This is a genomic window from Alteromonas sp. 07-89-2 (assembly GCF_013113925.1).
GTDB classification, from domain to species: Bacteria; Pseudomonadota; Gammaproteobacteria; order Enterobacterales; family Alteromonadaceae; genus Alteromonas; species Alteromonas macleodii.
Genome location: NZ_VTYM01000023.1, coordinates 111,203 through 129,400, shown reverse-complemented (window position 1 = coordinate 129,400; position 18,198 = coordinate 111,203). Strand labels below are relative to the sequence as shown.

21 protein-coding genes are annotated in these 18,198 nt (G+C 45.0%); 13 read left to right on the top strand and 8 right to left on the bottom strand.

The genetic code is table 11. The annotated features are described in order from the left end of the window. The first annotated feature begins 2 nt into the window (after nucleotides 1-2). The 11 genes from F0261_RS14990 to mgtE all read left to right on the top strand — a co-directional run bounded on the left by F0261_RS14990 (nucleotide 3) and on the right by mgtE (nucleotide 8,423). Nucleotides 3-983, top strand: coding sequence for a KpsF/GutQ family sugar-phosphate isomerase (locus F0261_RS14990; protein ID WP_014948347.1), 981 nt, complete (start codon nucleotides 3-5; stop codon nucleotides 981-983). Next, nucleotides 984-1,532 (top strand): 3-deoxy-manno-octulosonate-8-phosphatase KdsC, encoded by a 549-nt coding sequence (gene kdsC, locus F0261_RS14985; protein WP_039224564.1) that lies wholly within the window; start codon nucleotides 984-986, stop codon nucleotides 1,530-1,532. It abuts the gene before it with no gap. Further along, entirely contained in the window at nucleotides 1,529-2,107 is a 579-nt protein-coding gene (gene lptC, locus F0261_RS14980) for an LPS export ABC transporter periplasmic protein LptC (protein WP_014948345.1), read from the top strand. Before kdsC ends, lptC begins: the two co-directional genes overlap by 4 nt. Beyond that, nucleotides 2,076-2,630, top strand: coding sequence for a lipopolysaccharide transport periplasmic protein LptA (gene lptA / locus F0261_RS14975; RefSeq protein ID WP_014948344.1), 555 nt, complete (start codon nucleotides 2,076-2,078; stop codon nucleotides 2,628-2,630). The genes lptC and lptA overlap by 32 nt, the downstream gene beginning before the upstream one ends. A 2-nt stretch (nucleotides 2,631-2,632) precedes the next feature. Next, nucleotides 2,633-3,358: an LPS export ABC transporter ATP-binding protein gene (lptB, locus tag F0261_RS14970; RefSeq protein WP_014948343.1), complete on the top strand. Its 726-nt coding sequence runs from the start codon at nucleotides 2,633-2,635 to the stop codon at nucleotides 3,356-3,358. A gap of 73 nt (nucleotides 3,359-3,431) precedes the next feature. After that, entirely contained in the window at nucleotides 3,432-4,913 is a 1,482-nt protein-coding gene (locus tag F0261_RS14965) for an RNA polymerase factor sigma-54 (RefSeq protein WP_014948342.1), read from the top strand. A gap of 30 nt (nucleotides 4,914-4,943) precedes the next feature. After that, nucleotides 4,944-5,231 (top strand): ribosome hibernation promoting factor, encoded by a 288-nt coding sequence (hpf, locus tag F0261_RS14960; protein WP_012517338.1) that lies wholly within the window; start codon nucleotides 4,944-4,946, stop codon nucleotides 5,229-5,231. A 13-nt stretch (nucleotides 5,232-5,244) separates the two neighbouring features. Then, nucleotides 5,245-5,688: a PTS IIA-like nitrogen regulatory protein PtsN gene (gene ptsN, locus F0261_RS14955; protein ID WP_014975727.1), complete on the top strand. Its 444-nt coding sequence runs from the start codon at nucleotides 5,245-5,247 to the stop codon at nucleotides 5,686-5,688. A gap of 84 nt (nucleotides 5,689-5,772) precedes the next feature. After that, the gene (gene rapZ, locus F0261_RS14950) at nucleotides 5,773-6,618 is read left to right on the top strand and encodes an RNase adapter RapZ (RefSeq protein WP_014948340.1); all 846 of its coding nucleotides are present in this window, start codon (nucleotides 5,773-5,775) and stop codon (nucleotides 6,616-6,618) included. Continuing rightward, nucleotides 6,618-6,890 carry an HPr family phosphocarrier protein gene (locus F0261_RS14945; RefSeq protein ID WP_014948339.1) on the top strand — a complete coding sequence of 91 codons (273 nt, stop codon included), beginning with the start codon at nucleotides 6,618-6,620 and terminating at the stop codon, nucleotides 6,888-6,890. Before rapZ ends, F0261_RS14945 begins: the two co-directional genes overlap by 1 nt. Nucleotides 6,891-7,064: 174 nt before the next feature. After that, nucleotides 7,065-8,423 (top strand): magnesium transporter, encoded by a 1,359-nt coding sequence (gene mgtE, locus F0261_RS14940; protein WP_014948338.1) that lies wholly within the window; start codon nucleotides 7,065-7,067, stop codon nucleotides 8,421-8,423. A gap of 51 nt (nucleotides 8,424-8,474) precedes the next feature. Here the strand turns inward: mgtE and F0261_RS14935 are convergent, their stop codons facing one another. Next, nucleotides 8,475-9,227 carry a response regulator transcription factor gene (locus F0261_RS14935; RefSeq protein ID WP_039235909.1) on the bottom strand — a complete coding sequence of 251 codons (753 nt, stop codon included), beginning with the start codon at nucleotides 9,225-9,227 and terminating at the stop codon, nucleotides 8,475-8,477. Nucleotides 9,228-9,447: 220 nt separating this feature from the next. Here F0261_RS14935 and F0261_RS14930 point away from each other — a divergent pair, with 220 nt between their 5' ends. Both F0261_RS14930 and F0261_RS14925 read left to right on the top strand, forming a co-directional pair. Continuing rightward, nucleotides 9,448-10,263: a spondin domain-containing protein gene (locus F0261_RS14930; protein WP_069943779.1), complete on the top strand. Its 816-nt coding sequence runs from the start codon at nucleotides 9,448-9,450 to the stop codon at nucleotides 10,261-10,263. 12 nt (nucleotides 10,264-10,275) lie between these two features. Then, nucleotides 10,276-11,124 carry a spondin domain-containing protein gene (locus F0261_RS14925; RefSeq protein ID WP_069943778.1) on the top strand — a complete coding sequence of 283 codons (849 nt, stop codon included), beginning with the start codon at nucleotides 10,276-10,278 and terminating at the stop codon, nucleotides 11,122-11,124. A 196-nt stretch (nucleotides 11,125-11,320) separates the two neighbouring features. On the opposite strand, the gene F0261_RS14920 is transcribed toward F0261_RS14925, so the two are convergent. From F0261_RS14920 to F0261_RS14890, 7 genes are all read right to left on the bottom strand, one after another. Next, on the bottom strand, nucleotides 11,321-11,794 hold the full coding sequence (locus F0261_RS14920) for a ClpXP protease specificity-enhancing factor (protein ID WP_014948334.1): 474 nt from the start codon (nucleotides 11,792-11,794) through the stop codon (nucleotides 11,321-11,323). Next, on the bottom strand, nucleotides 11,791-12,423 hold the full coding sequence (gene sspA, locus F0261_RS14915; RefSeq protein WP_012517332.1) for a stringent starvation protein SspA: 633 nt from the start codon (nucleotides 12,421-12,423) through the stop codon (nucleotides 11,791-11,793). Before sspA ends, F0261_RS14920 begins: the two co-directional genes overlap by 4 nt. Before the next feature lie 167 nt (nucleotides 12,424-12,590). After that, nucleotides 12,591-13,325, bottom strand: a complete 735-nt coding sequence (locus tag F0261_RS14910) for a cytochrome c1 (RefSeq protein ID WP_014948333.1) — start codon at nucleotides 13,323-13,325, stop codon at nucleotides 12,591-12,593. Further along, nucleotides 13,322-14,587, bottom strand: coding sequence for a cytochrome bc complex cytochrome b subunit (locus F0261_RS14905; protein ID WP_014948332.1), 1,266 nt, complete (start codon nucleotides 14,585-14,587; stop codon nucleotides 13,322-13,324). The genes F0261_RS14910 and F0261_RS14905 overlap by 4 nt, the downstream gene beginning before the upstream one ends. Before the next feature lies 1 nt (nucleotide 14,588). Continuing rightward, complete coding sequence (gene petA, locus F0261_RS14900) at nucleotides 14,589-15,221, bottom strand: ubiquinol-cytochrome c reductase iron-sulfur subunit (protein WP_014948331.1); 633 nt, start codon at nucleotides 15,219-15,221, stop codon at nucleotides 14,589-14,591. A 352-nt stretch (nucleotides 15,222-15,573) separates the two neighbouring features. Next, nucleotides 15,574-17,016: an amidohydrolase gene (locus F0261_RS14895; RefSeq protein ID WP_171338355.1), complete on the bottom strand. Its 1,443-nt coding sequence runs from the start codon at nucleotides 17,014-17,016 to the stop codon at nucleotides 15,574-15,576. After that, complete coding sequence (locus F0261_RS14890) at nucleotides 17,009-18,187, bottom strand: M14-type cytosolic carboxypeptidase (RefSeq protein ID WP_171338354.1); 1,179 nt, start codon at nucleotides 18,185-18,187, stop codon at nucleotides 17,009-17,011. The genes F0261_RS14895 and F0261_RS14890 overlap by 8 nt, the downstream gene beginning before the upstream one ends. Nucleotides 18,188-18,198 lie beyond the last annotated feature (11 nt).

The following is an 18,198-nucleotide window of genomic DNA, read 5'->3' as shown; positions in this document are numbered from 1 at the left end:
TCATGAATACACAAACTCAGATGAACTATATCGACTCAGCGAAGCGCGTTATTGAAATTGAAACTCAAGCTATTGCTAATCTGGCAGAGCGCTTAAACAATGAATTTATCGCTGCCTGTAATATTCTCTTTGCCTGCAAGGGTAAAGTTGTCGTGAGTGGTATGGGAAAGTCTGGGCATATCGGAAATAAAATTGCCGCTACGCTTGCCAGTACAGGTACTCCTGCGTTTTTCATGCACCCTGGTGAAGCCAACCATGGCGACTTGGGCATGCTAAGCAAAGGCGATGTCTTACTCGCCATCTCTAATTCTGGCGAGACTAACGAGCTAGTTAACTTATTGCCCGTAGTTAAGCGCTTAGGCATACAGGTGGTCGCCATGACCAACAGTGCTTCCAGTTCATTAGGGCAACACGCAGATGTCGTGCTTGATATCAGCGTTGAAAAAGAAGCGTGTTCGCTAGGTCTTGCTCCTACGTCAAGCACAACCGCCACACTGGTTATGGGTGATGCGCTTGCGGTAGCATTGCTCGACCAAAAAGGTTTCACCTCAGATGACTTTGCGCTTTCGCACCCAGGCGGTAGCTTAGGCAGAAAACTTCTGCTTAAAGTTAGCGATATCATGCTAAGCGGCAGTGATATCCCCCTTGTCCATGCCAGTGCTTCTGTCGCTGACGCACTGCTGGAAATATCTAAAAAGGGGTTGGGTATGACAGGCGTGATAGCGGCAGACGGTACACTGACAGGCGTCTTTACGGATGGCGACCTACGACGAATTCTCGATGCCCGCGTAGACGTACACAGTGCGACAGTAGAAGAAGTAATGACTAAGGGCGGCAAGACTACCACCGCAGGTCAGCTGGCTGTAGAAGCCCTGAATTTGATGGAAACCCATAAAATTAGTGCGTTAATGGTTACTGACGATAAGCGCAAACCTGTTGGGGCTTTTAACATGCATATGCTACTAAAAGCAGGAGTGCTTTAAATGACAACCACCTTGTACACGGAAATAAATGACTCGCTTTTCGCAAAACTAGCCAAGATAAAGTTGCTGGTATGCGACGTTGATGGTGTGTTCTCAGATGGCCGAATTTACTTAGGTAACGACGGTGAAGAACTTAAAGCATTCCATACCCGTGATGGATATGGTGTAAAAGCGCTAGTGAGCAATGGAGTGAATGTCGCGGTTATTACTGGACGTCGCTCTGCCATTGTTGAAAATAGAATGAAGGCACTGAATGTTGCACATATAATTCAAGGCGAAGAGAATAAAGCAGACGCGCTTAGCGACCTGATGAAACGCCTTGAGTTAAACACTGACGAAGTGGCTGCGGTAGGTGATGACATGCCAGATACGGGTATGTACAAGCACGTTGCAGTTAAAATTGCGGTTGCCGATGCCCATCCTTACGTAGCAAAACAAGCAAACTGGATTACGACCCTTCCCGGTGGGTTTGGCGCGGTCCGAGAAATATCGGATACCATTTTGCAGGCCAAAGGGGTAGCAAATGAGATTTTTGGAGCTAGTGTATGAGCCTGTTTGGCTTTAATCGCTTAGGATTAAGTATATCGGCGCTATTTATTCTGGCGATGCTGATGTACATCCCTACGTGGATGGAAGAGCAGCCTGAAACGCAGGGGAATCGTGAAAACGATGCGCTAAAGCCCGCCTACAAAGCAAAAAATCTAACCACTACGCTGTACAATCAAGACGGTGAGTTAAATCACAAAGTATTTGCAGAGTCGATGGAGCATTACGACCAGCTTGGCTTTGTATTGTTTCAGCAACCTAAATACACCCTTTATACAGAAAACGCGTCATCACCATGGGTGGTAACCGCTGATGAAGGTACACTATACAATAACGAGCTAATCCAGCTGGAAAACCAAGTTAATATTGAGAACCAAACTGGCGATGACTTTGTCAGAAGTATATCGACCGAGTACATTCAAATTAATTTAGAAACCAAGCAAATGACATCTGACCAACCCGTTGAAATACTGGGCACCCAATATGTCATTTTAAGTAATGGGTTTAACGCGAATTTACGCACACAAGAATACGAGCTTTTAGATCATGTACAAACCACTTATTCCCCTAGCAACTAGTTTATTGCTTGCCATCGCTAGCGGTGCGGTACACGCCAGTGAAGATGACTTTTCGCAGCCCATAAAAATAGGCTCGAACACCCAGTTTATCGACGGTAAAAATAAAACCGCGTTGTACAAAGACGACGTACTCATAACTCAAGGCTCTTTGGTTATTGAAGCTGACGAAGTGGAAGTAATTGCCACTGACGGTGGTGGTCGTGAAATATTTATTGCTAGAGGAAAGCCTGCAAGCTATTCCCAGCAATTGGAAGACGGCACGCCAGTTTCGGCAAAAGCTAATGAAATACGCTATGAAGTGGTGAACCGAACGATTTCTCTTGCCGGAAACGCAGAGTTGAAACAAGACACCAGTAAAGTACAGGGTGACAACATCACGTTCGATATGATTACCGAGCAATTGCTAGCGACTGGCGGAGCAGGTAAGGATGGTGAGGGTCGAGTGACCACAGTATTCACACCTGAGACCATTCGCAAAACTTCGTCTAAGAAAGACAAAAAAGACAACGAGGGCAATGAATAGCAATGGCAACTTTGAGCGCTAAAAATCTTGCTAAGGCTTACAAGTCAAGACAGGTTGTTCGAGATGTAAGTCTGTCTGTCTCAACGGGTCAAATTGTTGGTCTTCTTGGCCCAAATGGCGCTGGTAAGACCACCACATTTTACATGATTGTTGGTTTAGTGAATCTGGATAAAGGCAAGATTGAAATCGACGACAATGAGCTAACTCATCAGCCCATGCACGAGCGTGCACGCCGCGGAATTGGCTACCTACCGCAGGAAGCCTCTATTTTCAGAAAACTCACAGTGCATGAAAATATCATGGCCATTTTGCAAACCCGTAAAGATTTAAATTCACAACAGCAAGAAGAAGAAGCAGATGCGCTACTTGATGAATTTAATATTAACCATATACGTAATAGTACGGGGATGAGTTTGTCAGGGGGCGAACGCCGTCGCGTTGAGATTGCCCGCGCTCTGGCAGCAAAACCGCAATTTATTTTGTTAGACGAACCATTTGCTGGTGTTGATCCAATATCAGTTAATGATATAAAGAAGATAATACAACATCTTCGCGATAGGGGTATTGGAATCCTTATCACAGACCATAACGTACGAGAGACATTGGATGTTTGTGAAAAGGCGTACATTGTGAGTCATGGCGAGCTTATTGCGCAAGGAACGGCGGAACAGGTTTTAAGTAATCAAAAAGTAAGGGATGTATACCTAGGCGAACAATTCAGGCTATAGTTAATGTAACCGAATTGCCATTTTTCAGTTTCGCTCTGGTATATTCAATTTAGAGCATTTAAATAAGACGTAGATGAAACCATCTTTACAGCTAAAATTTAGCCAACAACTTACCATGACACCACAGCTTCAGCAGGCCATTAAACTGCTGCAGCTTTCTACACTTGATCTTCAACAAGAGATCCAAGAAGCGCTCGATTCTAATCCGCTATTAGAAGTTGAAGAAGGTAACGACGAGCCGCAACTAGAAAAGAACAATATCGACAACGATGACAGCGGCTCTGAGGCCACTGCTTCTGCATCTAGTGACACACTAGAAGCCGGCGATGCACTTGAGAAAAACGATCTTCCCGATGAGCTGCCAATCGACAGCACATGGGACGAATACTACTCTGCTTCATCTTCGCCTGCTCCGGGTCCATCCAATGACGACGAGCAAATCTTCCAAGGTGAGACTACTGAAGATATTCAAGAACACCTTCTTTGGCAAATGCGCCTTACCCATTTCTCGGATACCGATCGCGCAATCGCTACAGCAATCATCGACTCTATCGACGAGTCAGGTTATTTAACCGTTACCCTTGATGATATTTTAGAAGCGGTTAACGATGATGATATGGAAGAGCCGATTGAAATGGACGAAATAGAATGTGTGCTTAAGCGCATTCAGATGTTTGACCCTATTGGTTCTGGCTCACGCTCTCCACAAGAATGTTTGATGGTGCAATTGCGCCAGTTTTCAGAAGACACACCGTGGCTTGCTGAAGCAAAGCAACTGATTGAAGAGTACTCTGACTTACTGAGCAGCAAAGACTATCGTACGCTTATGCGTAAAAGCCGATTGAAAGAAGATCAGCTACGCGAGGCAATGCGTTTACTGCAAACCTTGAATCCTCGCCCAGGTAGTGCTTTAGTTACTAAAGAGCCTGAGTACGTTATTCCTGATGTCTCAGTAACCAAGAAAAATGGCCGTTGGGTGGTTGAGCTGAACCCCGACAGTCTGCCTAAGTTAAGCGTAAATCAACAATACGCTGCAATGAGTCGCCGTGCCAAGAATAGTAGCGATTCACAATTCATCCGCTCACACATGCAAGAGGCTAAGTGGTTCATAAAGAGCCTTGAATCTCGTAACGAAACCTTAATGAAGGTTGCAAACTGCATTGTGCAGCAGCAAATGGGCTTTTTTGAGCACGGCCCGGAAATGATGAAACCAATGGTGCTAAATGATGTCGCAGAAATGGTAGATATGCACGAATCCACTATTTCGCGAGTGACAACGCAAAAGTACATGCATACGCCACGTGGAATCTTCGAATTGAAGTATTTCTTCTCAAGCCACGTTGCAACAGAGTCTGGTGGTGAATGTTCATCTACAGCGATTCGTGCATTGATCAAGAAATTAGTGGCCGCTGAAAAGCCTAGCAAGCCGCTAAGTGATAGCAAGATTGCTTCATTGTTGGCCGAACAAGGCATTAAAGTTGCCCGGCGAACAATAGCAAAGTACCGGGAATCGTTGTCGATCCCGCCGTCGAACCAACGCAAAAGCCTTATTTAATCGGGCTTAATAATATAAGGAAGACGAAATATGCAAATCAACCTTACTGGTCATCATGTCGAAATCACCGACTCTTTGCGTAATTATGTCGATACGAAGTTCAGCAAACTTGAACGTCACTTTGATCACATTTCTAATGTGCATGTCATCCTGAACGTTGAAAAATTAAATCAAAAAGCCGAGGCGACCGTTCATTTAAGTGGCGCTGAAGTATTCGCATCCTCAGAAAATACCGACATGTATGCGGCGATTGACAGCATGGTTGATAAACTCGACCGGCAGGTAATCAAGCATAAGGAAAAACTGAAAAAACATTAGTAGTTAATTAAGCATGGATATACAAGCCATCGTAAGTCTGGACCGCACCGAGTGTGCGGTTCAGTGTAATAGTAAAAAGCGAATTCTTGAGATCATCGCTGATATCGCTGCCAAGCAAAACGAGAACATTGATCAGGCAACGGTACTCAACAGTTTGATGGCTCGAGAGCGTATGGGTAGTACAGGCATTGGCAATGGTATCGCCCTGCCCCATGGACGCCTGCCGGGCCTCGAGAAAGTGATTGCCATTGTTGTAACCAGCACGCCAGCAATTGACTTCGACGCCCTTGACGAGAAACCCGTAGACATCTTTTTTGCGCTACTCGTTCCTGAGGAACAGACCGAAGGACACCTTCAAACGCTGGCCACCGTGGCTGGTAAACTAAGCGACAAAGAAACGATTAAAGCAATACGTCGCGCAACGACAAGCGACGATATTCTATCTGCATTAAGTTAAACATTAAGCGCCTATTAACCGTTTAGTAGGCGCCTAATTCAACAACGCGTATGTGATAAAACCAGAGTATTAGGGAGAAAGTAGGTGAAGCTGATAATAATCAGTGGTCGTTCGGGGTCTGGTAAGTCTGTCGCACTTCGCGCATTGGAAGATTTAGGTTATTACTGTGTTGATAATATCCCGGTAAACTTACTTCCCACCTTAACCCATACAGTTGTTGACGAGTACGATCAGGTTGCGGTAAGTATCGATGTGAGAAACTTACCTAAAAATCCTGACGATTTGGTAGAAATTCTAGACTACCTGCCTTCTTCGTGGTCGATGACCATTGTTTACATTGACGCGAGCGATGATGTACTGGTTAAGCGTTTTAGCGAAACACGTCGCCTTCACCCTCTCGCCAAGCTTAATAAATCGCTTTCAGAAGCCATTAAAGCCGAGTCTGCCCTACTTGCTCCTATTGCTGAACGCGCAGATTTATATTTAGACACAGATAAGCTTACCATTCACCAACTGGCTGAGTTAATTCGAGAGCGTATCCTGGGTAAGAAAAGCTCACGCCTTGTGCTTGTGTTTGAGTCGTTTGGCTTTAAGCACGGTATTCCTAAAGATGCGGATTACGTTTTTGATGCCCGCTTTTTACCTAACCCCCATTGGGAGCCCGATCTTAAACATTTGACCGGATTAGACGCACCAGTAGAAGTATTTTTGGGGTCGCAGCCTGTAGTGACCAAGTTCATTTGGCAAATTCAGAATTTAATAACGACATGGCTGCCTCATTTAGAGCGCAATAACAGAAGTTACGTAACCGTAGCAATTGGCTGTACTGGTGGCCAACACCGTTCGGTTTATATCGCACAGACCCTGTCGAAAACCTTCAGTGAAATACACCCTGATGTACAAATTCGCCATAGAGAGCTGAATCAGTAATGACTATTCAAAAAACGCTAACTATCGTCAATAAGTTAGGGTTGCATGCAAGAGCGGCGACCCAACTGGTTAAACTGGCTAATCAATTCGACGCTAAAATCATCTTAAAAAAAGGCGATAAAGAAGCAGACGCAAGCAGTGTATTGGGATTAATGATGCTTGAAAGCCATCAAGGTGAACAGGTAGACGTGATTGTGGACGGCAGTGATGCTGTTGATGCACTTGCAGCTATTGAAGAGCTTATTGAGGGCAGATTTAACGAAGACGAATAGTCTTACTTGCCCAATCCATTGACCAATTAATCAACACTTAGCGCAGTTATCTTAAAATCCTGCGCAAAACCTACGCAATTATCATGACAGACTCATCATAATTGCGATATTCTACGCCCACTTAGGCTCTATGGCCTGCATTGTTCATCTTTTAGCTTGTAGGAATAACGCCTTATGGCAGAAGCGCTTGTTTCTAAATACGTACAAACTCAGTTACGCGCACTCAACGCTGCGTTGACCAACGGTCAATTCGTATCTGTACGTAAGCTTCTGCTTGAATTACCGCCTTCAGACGTCGCCCACATTCTTGAATCTAGCCCTAGCAGAACCCGTGACGAATTATGGGAGCTCATTGATGGTGACTTTCACGGCGACATTTTAGAAGAACTGTCTGACGATGTTCGAAACGGTATCATTACAAAAATGCTTCCCGCTAATGTGGTTGACGCACTTGAAGAGATGGATACCGATGACTTAGCAGAGACGCTAAGCAGCCTTCCCGAGCCAGTATTGGCCGATATTCTAGATTCGATGGATGCACAAGATCGCGTGCGCGCAGAGCAAGCGCTGTCTTACGGTGAGGAAACCGCTGGTTTCATCATGAACACCGACACCATCACATTACGTCCAGATGTGACCATTGACGTGGTTCTGCGCTATATCCGCTTAAAAGGCGAGCTACCTGAGAATACGGATACGTTTTACGTGGTAAACCGAACTGACAACCTTGTTGGTATCGTTCCGGTTACCCGTTTACTCACCGCAGATACCGACGATAAAGTGTCTGACGTTATGGACGAGGAATCTGAAGCGATTCCTGTGAATATGCCAGACGATGAAGTGGCAAGCCTGTTCGAGCGATACAATTGGCTTTCAGCACCTGTTGTAGATGAAAACCATCGCTTAGTGGGCCGAATTACCATTGATGACGTGGTTGATATTATTCGTGAGGACGCCGAGCACTCGATGATGAGTATGGCGGGTCTTGATGATGACGAAGATACCTTTGCACCCGTTATGCAAAGTACCAAACGACGCTCGGTGTGGCTGGCGGTAAACTTAGTGACGGCGCTAATGGCTGCGATGGTGAGTGATCTATTTGAAGCAACGCTCAGCCAACTGGCTGTGTTAGCTATATTAAATACCATTGTCCCCAGTATGGGCGGTGTAGCGGGTAATCAGACGCTAACGCTAGTTATTCGCGGTATGGCACTAGGCCATGTTAACGCGAGTAACTCACGATGGCTTATCAGTAAAGAAATATCCATCGGCTTTTTAAACGGTGCCATTTGGGCGGTGCTTATTGCCTCTGTCATCGCGTTATGGAAACAAGATTACATGCTGGGCGTAATTATTGCCTTTGCCATGATGGTAAACATGATTGCAGCTGCTTTAGCGGGCGCAACCTTACCTATGATCATGAAGCGTCTTAAGATAGACCCTGCCCTAGCTGGCAGTGTTATCTTAACTACGATAACCGATGTAGTGGGTATTTTTGCTTTCTTAGGTACTGCGACGCTGTTTCTAATTTAAGTTAATTTTGAACTCTCATGCCTGATAGGGCATGGGTGAGCTAAACAACACTCATGCAATAAGCGCTTTCGCTATATATCCATTGACGTTCAGCTTGTAACCCACACCCCAGACGGTTTCTACTAGCTGTCCGCCATTTTCAATACTGTTGATTTTATCAAGCTTAGTGCGTAACCGATTTATATGGGTATTCACCGTGTGCTCGTAGCCTTCGTGGTTATAGCCCCACACCTCACTGAGCAATTGATTGCGAGAAAAAACTTGGTTTGGATGACGACAAAAATAATCCAGTAGCGCAAACTCCCTAGCCGTTAACGTTAGCACTTGGCCATTTAAGGTTACGCTATGAAATCGCTGGTCGATTTTAAGGGGTCCTATTTCGATGCGCTCTTCACTACCTTGAGATGGTCTTAAATGTTCTTGGCTAGGCATACTTCTGCGCATATGGGAGCGAATACGGGCAATAAACATACGTGCATCAAATGGCCCTGATAGATAATCATCTACGCCTACTTCATAGTAGTTTGCTTCATCTACCTCTTCGTCGGCCACATCGTCTGTCATCGCGTCACTTTCCACTGCCATCACCCAACTTTCGGGGTTCGTATCAACAAGGCCTTTTATACGATTAAGACAGATAATATTTCCATGCGACTCAACAATAACGAGCGAATAATGCTGCGCCTTAAGCAGCGACTCTGCGGATTGAAAATTAGAGACTGCGTCGTAAAGAAAGCTATGCTTACTTAAGCATTGCGATATGTTCTGTTGAAACTTATTTCCACTGTAGATGATAAGGATCATATCTCGCTCCTAATTCGCCAATAAAAAACAAGACCAGTGTGTTCGTGGTTTTCTTTCACAGTGATTACAATTTTTTTAAAAAATATAAATTCAGAATTTATAACAGCACTGTTATTTATTGAGACGAATCTGTGTGCGTTTTGTGAAAGTTCTGTGATGAATTGGACATTTTACTGCCCTAAATTTTTATGCGATTTAAGCCATAAATAAGGACAATAAAATGAAATTCACTAAACTTGCTAGCGCAACGCTTTTGTCGCTAGCAGCAGTATCAGTAAGCCAAGCTGTCACTTTAGACATTGAAATTACCAACCTGACTCAGGCGCAGAGTTTTACGCCGCGCTTAGTCATAGCTCACGATGACACCGTCGATGCCTTTGAAGTTGGGCAACCTGCGTCATCAGCTCTAGCGTGGTTAGCTGAAGCTGGTGTTATTGACGACGAACAAAATGCTGATTCAAGTGGCGCAAACTTTGAAGCGTTACTCGGCCCTGTTGATACCGACAATGGTTCAAATACGTGGCACCGTTTTGGCGGACTTCTCGCGCCGAAAGCTACGTTAAGCTATCCCTTCGATACTATGGACAAGCCATATCTTTCGCTACTTTCCATGCTAATACCTACTAACGACGCTTTTGTTGGTATGGACAGTATTGAAATTCCAACCGAGCCGGGTACCTACACTTATTACCTTAATGCATACGATGCCGGTACTGAGCTTAACGATGAACTAAATAGTGCCCGTACAGATGTTGTTGAAGCTGGGACCGGAAATTCGCTGGGTGGATATGGCGTACCGGGTGTTGCCGGTGGCGGCGCTCCAACTCGTATTGTTGATTTGGGTACAGGTGGCACGGGTGTGGGTGCACAAATCGTTAATGGCGAAATTGAAGATGGTGAAGATGGCCCAGTACACATCCACCGCAATGCGCTTGGTGATACTGATAGCGCCGCTGGTGCCAGTGATCTGGACTCTACCGTACACCGTTGGTTGAACCCAGTAGCACGTGTAGTTATTACTGTTCCTGCATCTTAAGGAGCCAATACGATGAATAATCCAATAATTAAACTCAGTACATTATTGATGCTTTCAGCGCTTCTTGCTGCCTGCGGCGACGATGGTGATACAGGCCCTCAAGGACCAGCTGGTCCGCAGGGGGAAGCAGGTACTGACGGACAAGATGGTACGGATGGCCAGGACGGTTCGGACGGACAAGACGGTATTAACGGTAATTCAGCGGTTTATACCGTACAAATTACCAACTTAACCTACTCTCAGCCCTTTGCACCTGCCGCCGTCATATTGCATGAGTCAGGCTTCCATTCATTTAATGAAGGCGAGCCAGCCAGCATGGGCATTGAAATAATGGCTGAAGGCGGTGACCCGTCTATGGTCATTACTGAAGCCATGGACGCCACAGACTTTTTGGATGCGCAAAACTCTGGGGGTATATTGGGTCCTCGCTCAATGGGCGCAGAACTAACTCTTGTGGTTCCAGAACTCGATGCTGACGACCTTCGCCTTACGGTAACGACCATGCTGGTCAACACCAACGACGCATTCACCGGCTTAAACGCTGCGAATGTAAGCAACATGGCGGTTGGTGATATAAAAACGTTCATGACAGTGACTTGGGATGCGGGTACAGAAGCAAACACAGAAACCGCAGCTACTATGCCAGGCCCTGCCGCTAGTGCAGCGGGTGGCGGCGGAGAAGCTGCGGGCTATGATGTGGTAAGAGATGACCTTGCCGATGCAGTGAGGCTTCATCAAGGTGTAGTCACTAGTGCAAACGCTGACGATCCAAGCCGTGAGGGTCTGTCCACATCGGTACTAACCGAGGCCCATCGCTTTGATTTCCCAACGAGCCGCGTGGTGATAACCCGAACCCGTTAAATGGTCGAACGCAGTACCACCTGAAAGCGCCCTATTACGCAGGTAATGGGGTGTTTTTACTTTTGTGCGAAGGGGAACGGGAGATAAAACTTAACGGGAATAAGAAAGATAAGCGCTGGCTTTGCTGAGTAGATAAACTTCACAAAACCAGGCTAATACGTTATTTGATAAGCTATTTAATAAGTTACTTAATAAGCTACTTAATAACTTTAAGGGTAGGCTTACCCTTCTTAGGTGGAACAGGTGCGTCTTTCACGTCGCTTGCATCAGCATCTTCCAGCGACGTCGGGCCGCTAGGTTGAGAAACATCTTCAGATGTTTCTGGACGCTCTTGCTGCGCACGAGCCACATCTTCTTCAGTGGCGAATACTGTACCTGCACCATTTTCTCTTGCGTAAATAGCCATTACCGCTTCACAAGGCATACTTAATCTTCTAGGTTGCCCAGAGAAGCGCGCTTGAAACGATAAGCCATCTAAATCAAGAGAAAAGTTAACACACGCACTAGGTGATACGTTTAAAACGATCTGGCCGTCTTTAACGAATTCCTGCGGCACTTCAACCAACTCGTTGGTTGCATCTACCACAATGTACGGCGTTAAGTCGTTATCAACAATCCACTCATAAAAAGCCCTAAGCAAATAGGGCTGGTTTGACGTCATAGATGTCATAGCGGGTTGTGGATCTCACGCTCTTGGTCAGTCAAAGACGCTTTAAATGAACTACGAGAGAAAATACGGTTCATGTAAGCGTTAATTTCTTTGCTGCCAGCACCGTTTAGTTCAATACCTAGTGCAGGTAAACGCCATAATAGCGGAGCAAGATAGCAATCAACTAAGCTGAACTCTTCGCTCATAAAGTAAGGCATTTCACCAAATACAGGCGCAAGAGATAGCAAAGCTTCACGCAGCTCATTACGTGCTGCTTCTACATCACCTTCGCCACGGAAAATACGGGCAGCAAGCGAGTACCAGTCTTGCTCGATGCGGTGCATCATAAGGCGGCTCTGACCACGTGATACTGGGTAAACCGGCATAAGTGGTGGATGAGGGAAACGCTCATCAAGGTATTCCATGATGATGTGCGACTTGTAAAGTACAAGCTCGCGATCAACTAGAGTTGGAACAGTACCGTAAGGGTTAAGCTCCAACAGATCTTCAGACAAGTTGCTAGGATCTGTGTAGCTGATTTCAACACCCACACCTTTTTCTGCCAACACAATACGCACCTGGTGGCTATAAATATCAATTGTGTCAGAGAACAACGTCATAATAGAACGTTTATTCGCGGCTACGGCCATTCAATTTCCTCCGTCGAGAAACAAGTTTACGCTTACAAACGGTAAGCTTATTACGTTAACTCGTGCTACCTGAAGACCCTATTTACTAGGATTTTCAGATAGCACGAGTAAATACCAAAAAAGGGGGCGAGAAGCCCCCTTTTCATATTATACATAAATCTGTGCGATTAGTGCACTTCTCGCCAGTATTCTTTCTTCAGTAAGTAAACAAATACAAACAATACTGCGATAAAGATAAGTACCCACTTACCGATTTTGTGAGATTCAAGTTTAGAAGGCTCACCTGTGTACTCTAGGAAGTTCACGATATCGGCAACAGCTTGGTCGTACTCGTCAGGAGACATTGCGCCAGTACCATCTGACTTAATGCCTACATAACGCTTAACCATCTCTCCATCAACCATTTGCTCTTCATAAGTACGTGTTGGCGTACCTTGAAGTGGTTGAAGTACGTGTGGCATACCTACTTCTGGGAATACTGTGTTGTTCACACCAAATGGGCGGCTTTCGTCAACATAGAAAGAGCGCAGGTAAGTGTAAATCCAGTCTTCGCCACGAACACGAGCCACTAGCGTTAGGTCTGGTGGAGCAGCACCGAACCAGCCAGCAGCGGCTTCTTCTGGCATTGCACGGGTAATGTAGTCAGACACTTTTTCACCCGTGAACTGCAGGTATTCTTGACCTAGTTCGTCAGGAATACCCAAGTCTTGGAATGAACGCTGATAGCGCTGATACTTCATTGAGTGACAGCCTAAGCAGTAGTTCATGAACAATTGTGCACCGCGCTGTAAAGACGCCTTATCGGTTAAATCGATAGGGGCTTTATCCAGGTGTACGTTCCCGCCTGCCGCAAGCGCTACGCCAGGTAGGAAGAAGGCTAAAAAGCACATCATTTTTTTCATTTAGAAATCCTCTCTGGCACAGGTTTAGTGTTTTCGTTTTTGCTGTACAAGAACAGTGCTACGAAGAAACCGAAGTACATTACCGTTGCAACTTGCGACGCAATGATTTTCCAGTTTTCTTGCGGTGTACCACCTAGGTAACCTAGGAAGATAAACACAATTGCAAACACGATAAGGTTTACTTTGTGTAGGCCACAACGATAGCGCCATGACTTAACACGACCACGGTCTAACCAAGGCAGAGCAAATAGCGCAGCAATTGCACCGAACATCGCTAATACACCGAATAGCTTATCAGGAACCGCTTTTAGTACCGCGTAGAACGGTGTGAAGTACCAAACAGGGAAGATATGCTCTGGTGTTTTAAGTGGGTTAGCAATTTCAAAGTTAGGGTGCTCTAGGAATTTACCGCCCATTTCAGGGGCAAAGAACAGCACGTAAGTGAACAATGCTAAGAATACACAGAACGCCACAAGGTCTTTAAGTACGATGTGTGGGAAGAACGGCAATACGTCATCAGCAATGTCGTACTTGCTTGTGTAGTATTCATGAATTTCATACTTCGTCTTTTCAGACTCAGGTAGTGAACCTTTCTTGTGCTTGATAGCGATACCATCAGGGTTGTTAGAACCCACTTCGTGAAGTGCAATAATGTGAAGAAACACAAGAATAACGATAACCAACGGCAACGCAATAACGTGTAATGCGAAGAAGCGGTTTAGTGTTGCGCCAGAGATAACGTAGTCACCTTGTAGCCAAATAACAAGGTCAGGACCAACAACAGGAATAGCACCAAATAGTGATACAATTACCTGCGCACCCCAGTAAGACATTTGTCCCCAAGGTAGAACGTAACCCATGAAAGCTTCTGCCATAAGCGCTAGGTAAATAAACATACCAAACACCCATAGAAGCTCACGAGGCTTCTGGTAAGAGCCGTAAATCATGCCACGGAACATGTGTAGATATACCACAATAAAGAACGCTGATGCGCCAGTACTGTGCATGTAACGAATGATCCAACCGTAGTCGATCTCACGCATGATGTATTCAACAGAAGCAAATGCGCCTTCTGAAGATGGAACGAAGTTCATGGTCAACCAAATACCAGTAACAATCTGGTTGACCAAAACGATAGTTGCTAGAAAACCGAACACATACCAGAAGTTCATGTTCTTTGGAGCAGGATATTGAAGAGCGTGCATATTCGCAACGCGCATCATTGGGATGCGTTCTTCAATCCAACCTAGGAAAGCATTCATATTACACGGCCTCCGCTTCTGAACCGATGATGATGTTATTGTCATCAACGAATTGATATGGCGGTACAACCAGGTTCAACGGTGCAGGAACGTTTTGGAATACACGTCCAGCCATGTCGAATTTCGAACCGTGGCACGGGCAGAAGAATCCATCTGGAACGCCTTCAACCACTTCTTCAAATGCACCGTCTTTAAGATGCTGTGGAGAACAACCCAGGTGAGTACAGATACCAACAAGGATAAGGTACTCTTCCTTCATTGAACGGAAACGGTTTTGAGCAAAGGCAGGCTGCTGCTCAGCTTCAGAGTTAGGATCTTTCAGCTTATCTTCGTGCGCGCCTAGTTCTTCAAGAATTTCAGGCGTACGACGTACAATCCACACAGGCTTGCTTCGCCACATCACACGTACTAACTGTCCAGGCTCAATCCCGCTGATATCTACTTCAACGTCAGCACCGGCGGCTTTCGCTTTGGCGCTTGGATTCCAGGACGCAATAAAAGGCACAGCAGCACCAACGACACCTACACCACCAACTACCGACGTGGCAACGGTCAAGAACCGACGACGAGTGTTGTTTTCTGGCTGGTTTTCATTGTGTGCAGACTCTGTTGCATCTACAGATACATTGCTCATCCACATTTCTCCAGGTTTGGATAATTATGATGTGTAACCCAAGCTTATACTGGTTTTATCACGCTTGCGTCATGCATCATATGGCTTGTCATGACAGCGACGTAACAGTAAAAATTTACTGGTTTACGAGGTCACGAAAGTTTTCAAAATTTTCGACCGCAAATGATAAAAGAAAAGCCCTTATAAACACAAGGTTTTACTGATATTTAAGCAATAAATTAATCTAGAGCTTAGATAAAGATTTAGCGAGTGATATGAGTAAAATCAAGAAATTGCCACATATCTAAGCAATTTCTTGATTCAATATTAAAACATTGTTAGCTATAAAAGTGTTTTAATCAGCGTTATTTAATTATTTCCTGTAGTCCAATGCAGGTGCTCTCTGTCCAATCATAGGTATGTAATTTGCGGTTGATGAGCGGGTTTTAAATTCATTTTTAGCATTCTTAAGGTGAACTGGCTCTTTAAGTAAAGAAATTGCCGTTTTTGTTAAAACCTCTGCTGCTTGATACATTCCTTTATGGCCTATTTCCATCCCACTCATTGATGACGCTTGCCAAGTATGAGGAGGCGTACCCTTAACCCATGTCGCAGCAGACAGGCCAACAGTAGGAATCTGCCAACTGACATCCCCAACATCTGTAGACGCAGACCATACCGCTACTTCTGAACTAAACTTCTGTGGAACGCCATGCTTTGAGCTATCAAACTCCATATTGCGGGTACTGCTAATTTTTTTACCAAACTCAATTTCGTCTTTGGTGAGTGGTATTTGAGGTGTTTCGGTGAGTAAATCATGCATTAGTGAAGAAAGATAAACGTTTGGAAGCACATTCCAAACACCTCCTGTAACTTCAGACTCTACTCTAGTTTGTGTTCCTAATGCTGCACCTTCGGCAGCTAGCTCAAGTCGCTCCCAAAGCGATAGAACAACATCTGGTTTCGCTGACCTGACGTAGTAGTATACTTCCGCATAATCGGGCACGATATTAGGGGCGGTGCCACCATGTGTAATCACGTAGTGAATTCTAGTCCCGTCTGGAACATGCTCTCGCATTAAGTTTACCATCATGTTCATCGCTTCAACGCCATCTAAGGCAGAGCGCCCTTTTTCAGGTGCCGCTGCAGCGTGTGCAGCTTCTCCGAAGAACCGAAACTTACCACTTTTGTTCGCAAGTGATGATGAAGGAGAAGCAGACGATGAATCGGAAGGGTGCCAATGCAACGCAACATCCACATCTTTAAACTTACCTGCTCTTGCGAGGTATACTTTTCCAGAGCCCCCCTCTTCTGCAGGTGTCCCATAAACTCTCACTGTACCCGTTGCTGAGGATTTATCTAAGAAGTCTGCAATATTCAAAGCTGCGCCTACTGCACCGCCTGCAAACAAATTATGACCACAAGCATGGCCAGACTGTACCAGACCGCGTTTCATTACAGGCTCTTTGTGCGTCTTCGCAGCTACTCCCATCCCTGGCAGCGCATCCATTTCAGCTAGCAGAGCAATTATCGGCTTCCCATTCCCATACTCCGCTATAAACGCTGTAGGCATGCCAGCAACGCTTTGTGTGACAGAGAAGCCGCGTTTAGATAGTAGTTCTTGCATCAAGCTAGTACTTTTGTCTTCTAAAAAACCAAGTTCAGGTTCACTCCACAAAGCTTGGGCCAACGTTTTCATCTCGCTCTCGTGAGAAAAAGAAACAGTCCCTACATTATGCTTTTTTGCTTCGAATTGTGCGCATAATGCAACGTTAGACAGAAGCATTAATGCGCCAACAAGAAATAGTTTACTCATTATTTTTCGAACCTTCCGTTGCTGTGTGTTTGATGTCAAAACCTTCTGGCGGGACAGAAAGTAAAGCGGGAATAAGGGCATTTGCGGCTTTTCTTGCTACATATCGCGTTTTTTCATTTGGCTCGTTATCCCCTACTTCGTAAGTTACACCATGGACATTGTATGTGTCAGCGATAAATTGCTTAAACACTCCCTTACCTGGTGACGTGCCGGGCTTATCAAGAACTTTGAATATACCTTTTGTTTTTTCTTGTAGCTCTTCTAACCAATCTACCACTAATTCACTAGGCGCTAGCGGCTCAGAGGAAGGAATGGTGTAAAAAACATTTCCGTGGGTAGAGTGAAAATCCATCCCAAACACAATTTTTCCACCTTTATCTGAAATCGTATCCAAAAATGTCTTTACTGAAGCGGTTTCAGGCTGAGAGAAGTCGTTCCAATCTCGATTAAGATCCTTATGGCCAAGACTATGGCGCCAATGACCATTAGCAACACCATCGGGGTTAATGTTTGGGACCACGAGTACATTAAATCGTGACAAAAATTGCTTTTCGCTAGCTGTTTGTTTTAAGAACTCTTCTAGAAAAGAGAACATTGCTACAGCCCCGGTAACTTCCGGTGGGTGTTGGCGTCCTACGAAAACAACCCATTCGCTATTACTAGGGCGTGAAAGTGTAAAAGCATCTATTACTCTGTTCTCGGTAGACTTGCCAATAGTAAATAGGTCAATATCAAACTCGCTTTGTTTCTCCTTCAACCATTTTTTATATTGCTCGTTTAAAATAGGTGGCTGAGCTGAAACAAAGAGGGGCTGTTTCGAGCTTTCTAAAGCTATAATCATCCCTCTTTTGTCCGTATCAAAAGGTATGGGCGTCCAGTGCTTTTTGTCTCTGCTCATTTTTGGAAGATATCTTGGCGAATAACCATCAAAACTAAGCACTATCTTTAGCTCTAATTCATTTTTTGATGTGACACTAAAATAGTACCAAGGGCTAGGGTTGATGGGTTTGTCTTCAGGTAAAAATGATAAAATATACTCTCCATTATCGGTGAGTTCACAACTATCTAAACGTCCGCCTTCAAAATCCGCTGCAAATTCAACGTCACTGAAATTACAAGCTGCCACAGGGAAGGACAAGCACGAAAAAGCGAATAATAAAACTCGAATCATAAATTTCTCCA

Excerpts from the sequence above, each read along its gene's own strand:
- F0261_RS14930 (WP_069943779.1), top strand. The coding sequence starts at position 9,448 with ATGAAATTCACTAAACTTGCTAGCGCAACGCTTTTGTCGCTAGCAGCA.
- lptA (WP_014948344.1), top strand. The coding sequence starts at position 2,076 with ATGTACAAACCACTTATTCCCCTAGCAACTAGTTTATTGCTTGCCATC.
- F0261_RS14990 (WP_014948347.1), top strand. The coding sequence starts at position 3 with ATGAATACACAAACTCAGATGAACTATATCGACTCAGCGAAGCGCGTT.
- F0261_RS14965 (WP_014948342.1), top strand. The coding sequence starts at position 3,432 with ATGAAACCATCTTTACAGCTAAAATTTAGCCAACAACTTACCATGACA.
- F0261_RS14945 (WP_014948339.1), top strand. The coding sequence starts at position 6,618 with ATGACTATTCAAAAAACGCTAACTATCGTCAATAAGTTAGGGTTGCAT.
- F0261_RS14910 (WP_014948333.1), bottom strand. The coding sequence starts at position 13,325 with ATGAAAAAAATGATGTGCTTTTTAGCCTTCTTCCTACCTGGCGTAGCG.
- F0261_RS14920 (WP_014948334.1), bottom strand. The coding sequence starts at position 11,794 with ATGACATCTATGACGTCAAACCAGCCCTATTTGCTTAGGGCTTTTTAT.
- F0261_RS14935 (WP_039235909.1), bottom strand. The coding sequence starts at position 9,227 with ATGATCCTTATCATCTACAGTGGAAATAAGTTTCAACAGAACATATCG.
- lptC (WP_014948345.1), top strand. The coding sequence starts at position 1,529 with ATGAGCCTGTTTGGCTTTAATCGCTTAGGATTAAGTATATCGGCGCTA.
- sspA (WP_012517332.1), bottom strand. The coding sequence starts at position 12,423 with ATGGCCGTAGCCGCGAATAAACGTTCTATTATGACGTTGTTCTCTGAC.
- hpf (WP_012517338.1), top strand. The coding sequence starts at position 4,944 with ATGCAAATCAACCTTACTGGTCATCATGTCGAAATCACCGACTCTTTG.
- F0261_RS14925 (WP_069943778.1), top strand. The coding sequence starts at position 10,276 with ATGAATAATCCAATAATTAAACTCAGTACATTATTGATGCTTTCAGCG.
- petA (WP_014948331.1), bottom strand. The coding sequence starts at position 15,221 with ATGAGCAATGTATCTGTAGATGCAACAGAGTCTGCACACAATGAAAAC.
- F0261_RS14890 (WP_171338354.1), bottom strand. The coding sequence starts at position 18,187 with ATGATTCGAGTTTTATTATTCGCTTTTTCGTGCTTGTCCTTCCCTGTG.
- mgtE (WP_014948338.1), top strand. The coding sequence starts at position 7,065 with ATGGCAGAAGCGCTTGTTTCTAAATACGTACAAACTCAGTTACGCGCA.
- kdsC (WP_039224564.1), top strand. The coding sequence starts at position 984 with ATGACAACCACCTTGTACACGGAAATAAATGACTCGCTTTTCGCAAAA.
- ptsN (WP_014975727.1), top strand. The coding sequence starts at position 5,245 with ATGGATATACAAGCCATCGTAAGTCTGGACCGCACCGAGTGTGCGGTT.
- F0261_RS14905 (WP_014948332.1), bottom strand. The coding sequence starts at position 14,587 with ATGAATGCTTTCCTAGGTTGGATTGAAGAACGCATCCCAATGATGCGC.
- F0261_RS14895 (WP_171338355.1), bottom strand. The coding sequence starts at position 17,016 with ATGAGTAAACTATTTCTTGTTGGCGCATTAATGCTTCTGTCTAACGTT.
- lptB (WP_014948343.1), top strand. The coding sequence starts at position 2,633 with ATGGCAACTTTGAGCGCTAAAAATCTTGCTAAGGCTTACAAGTCAAGA.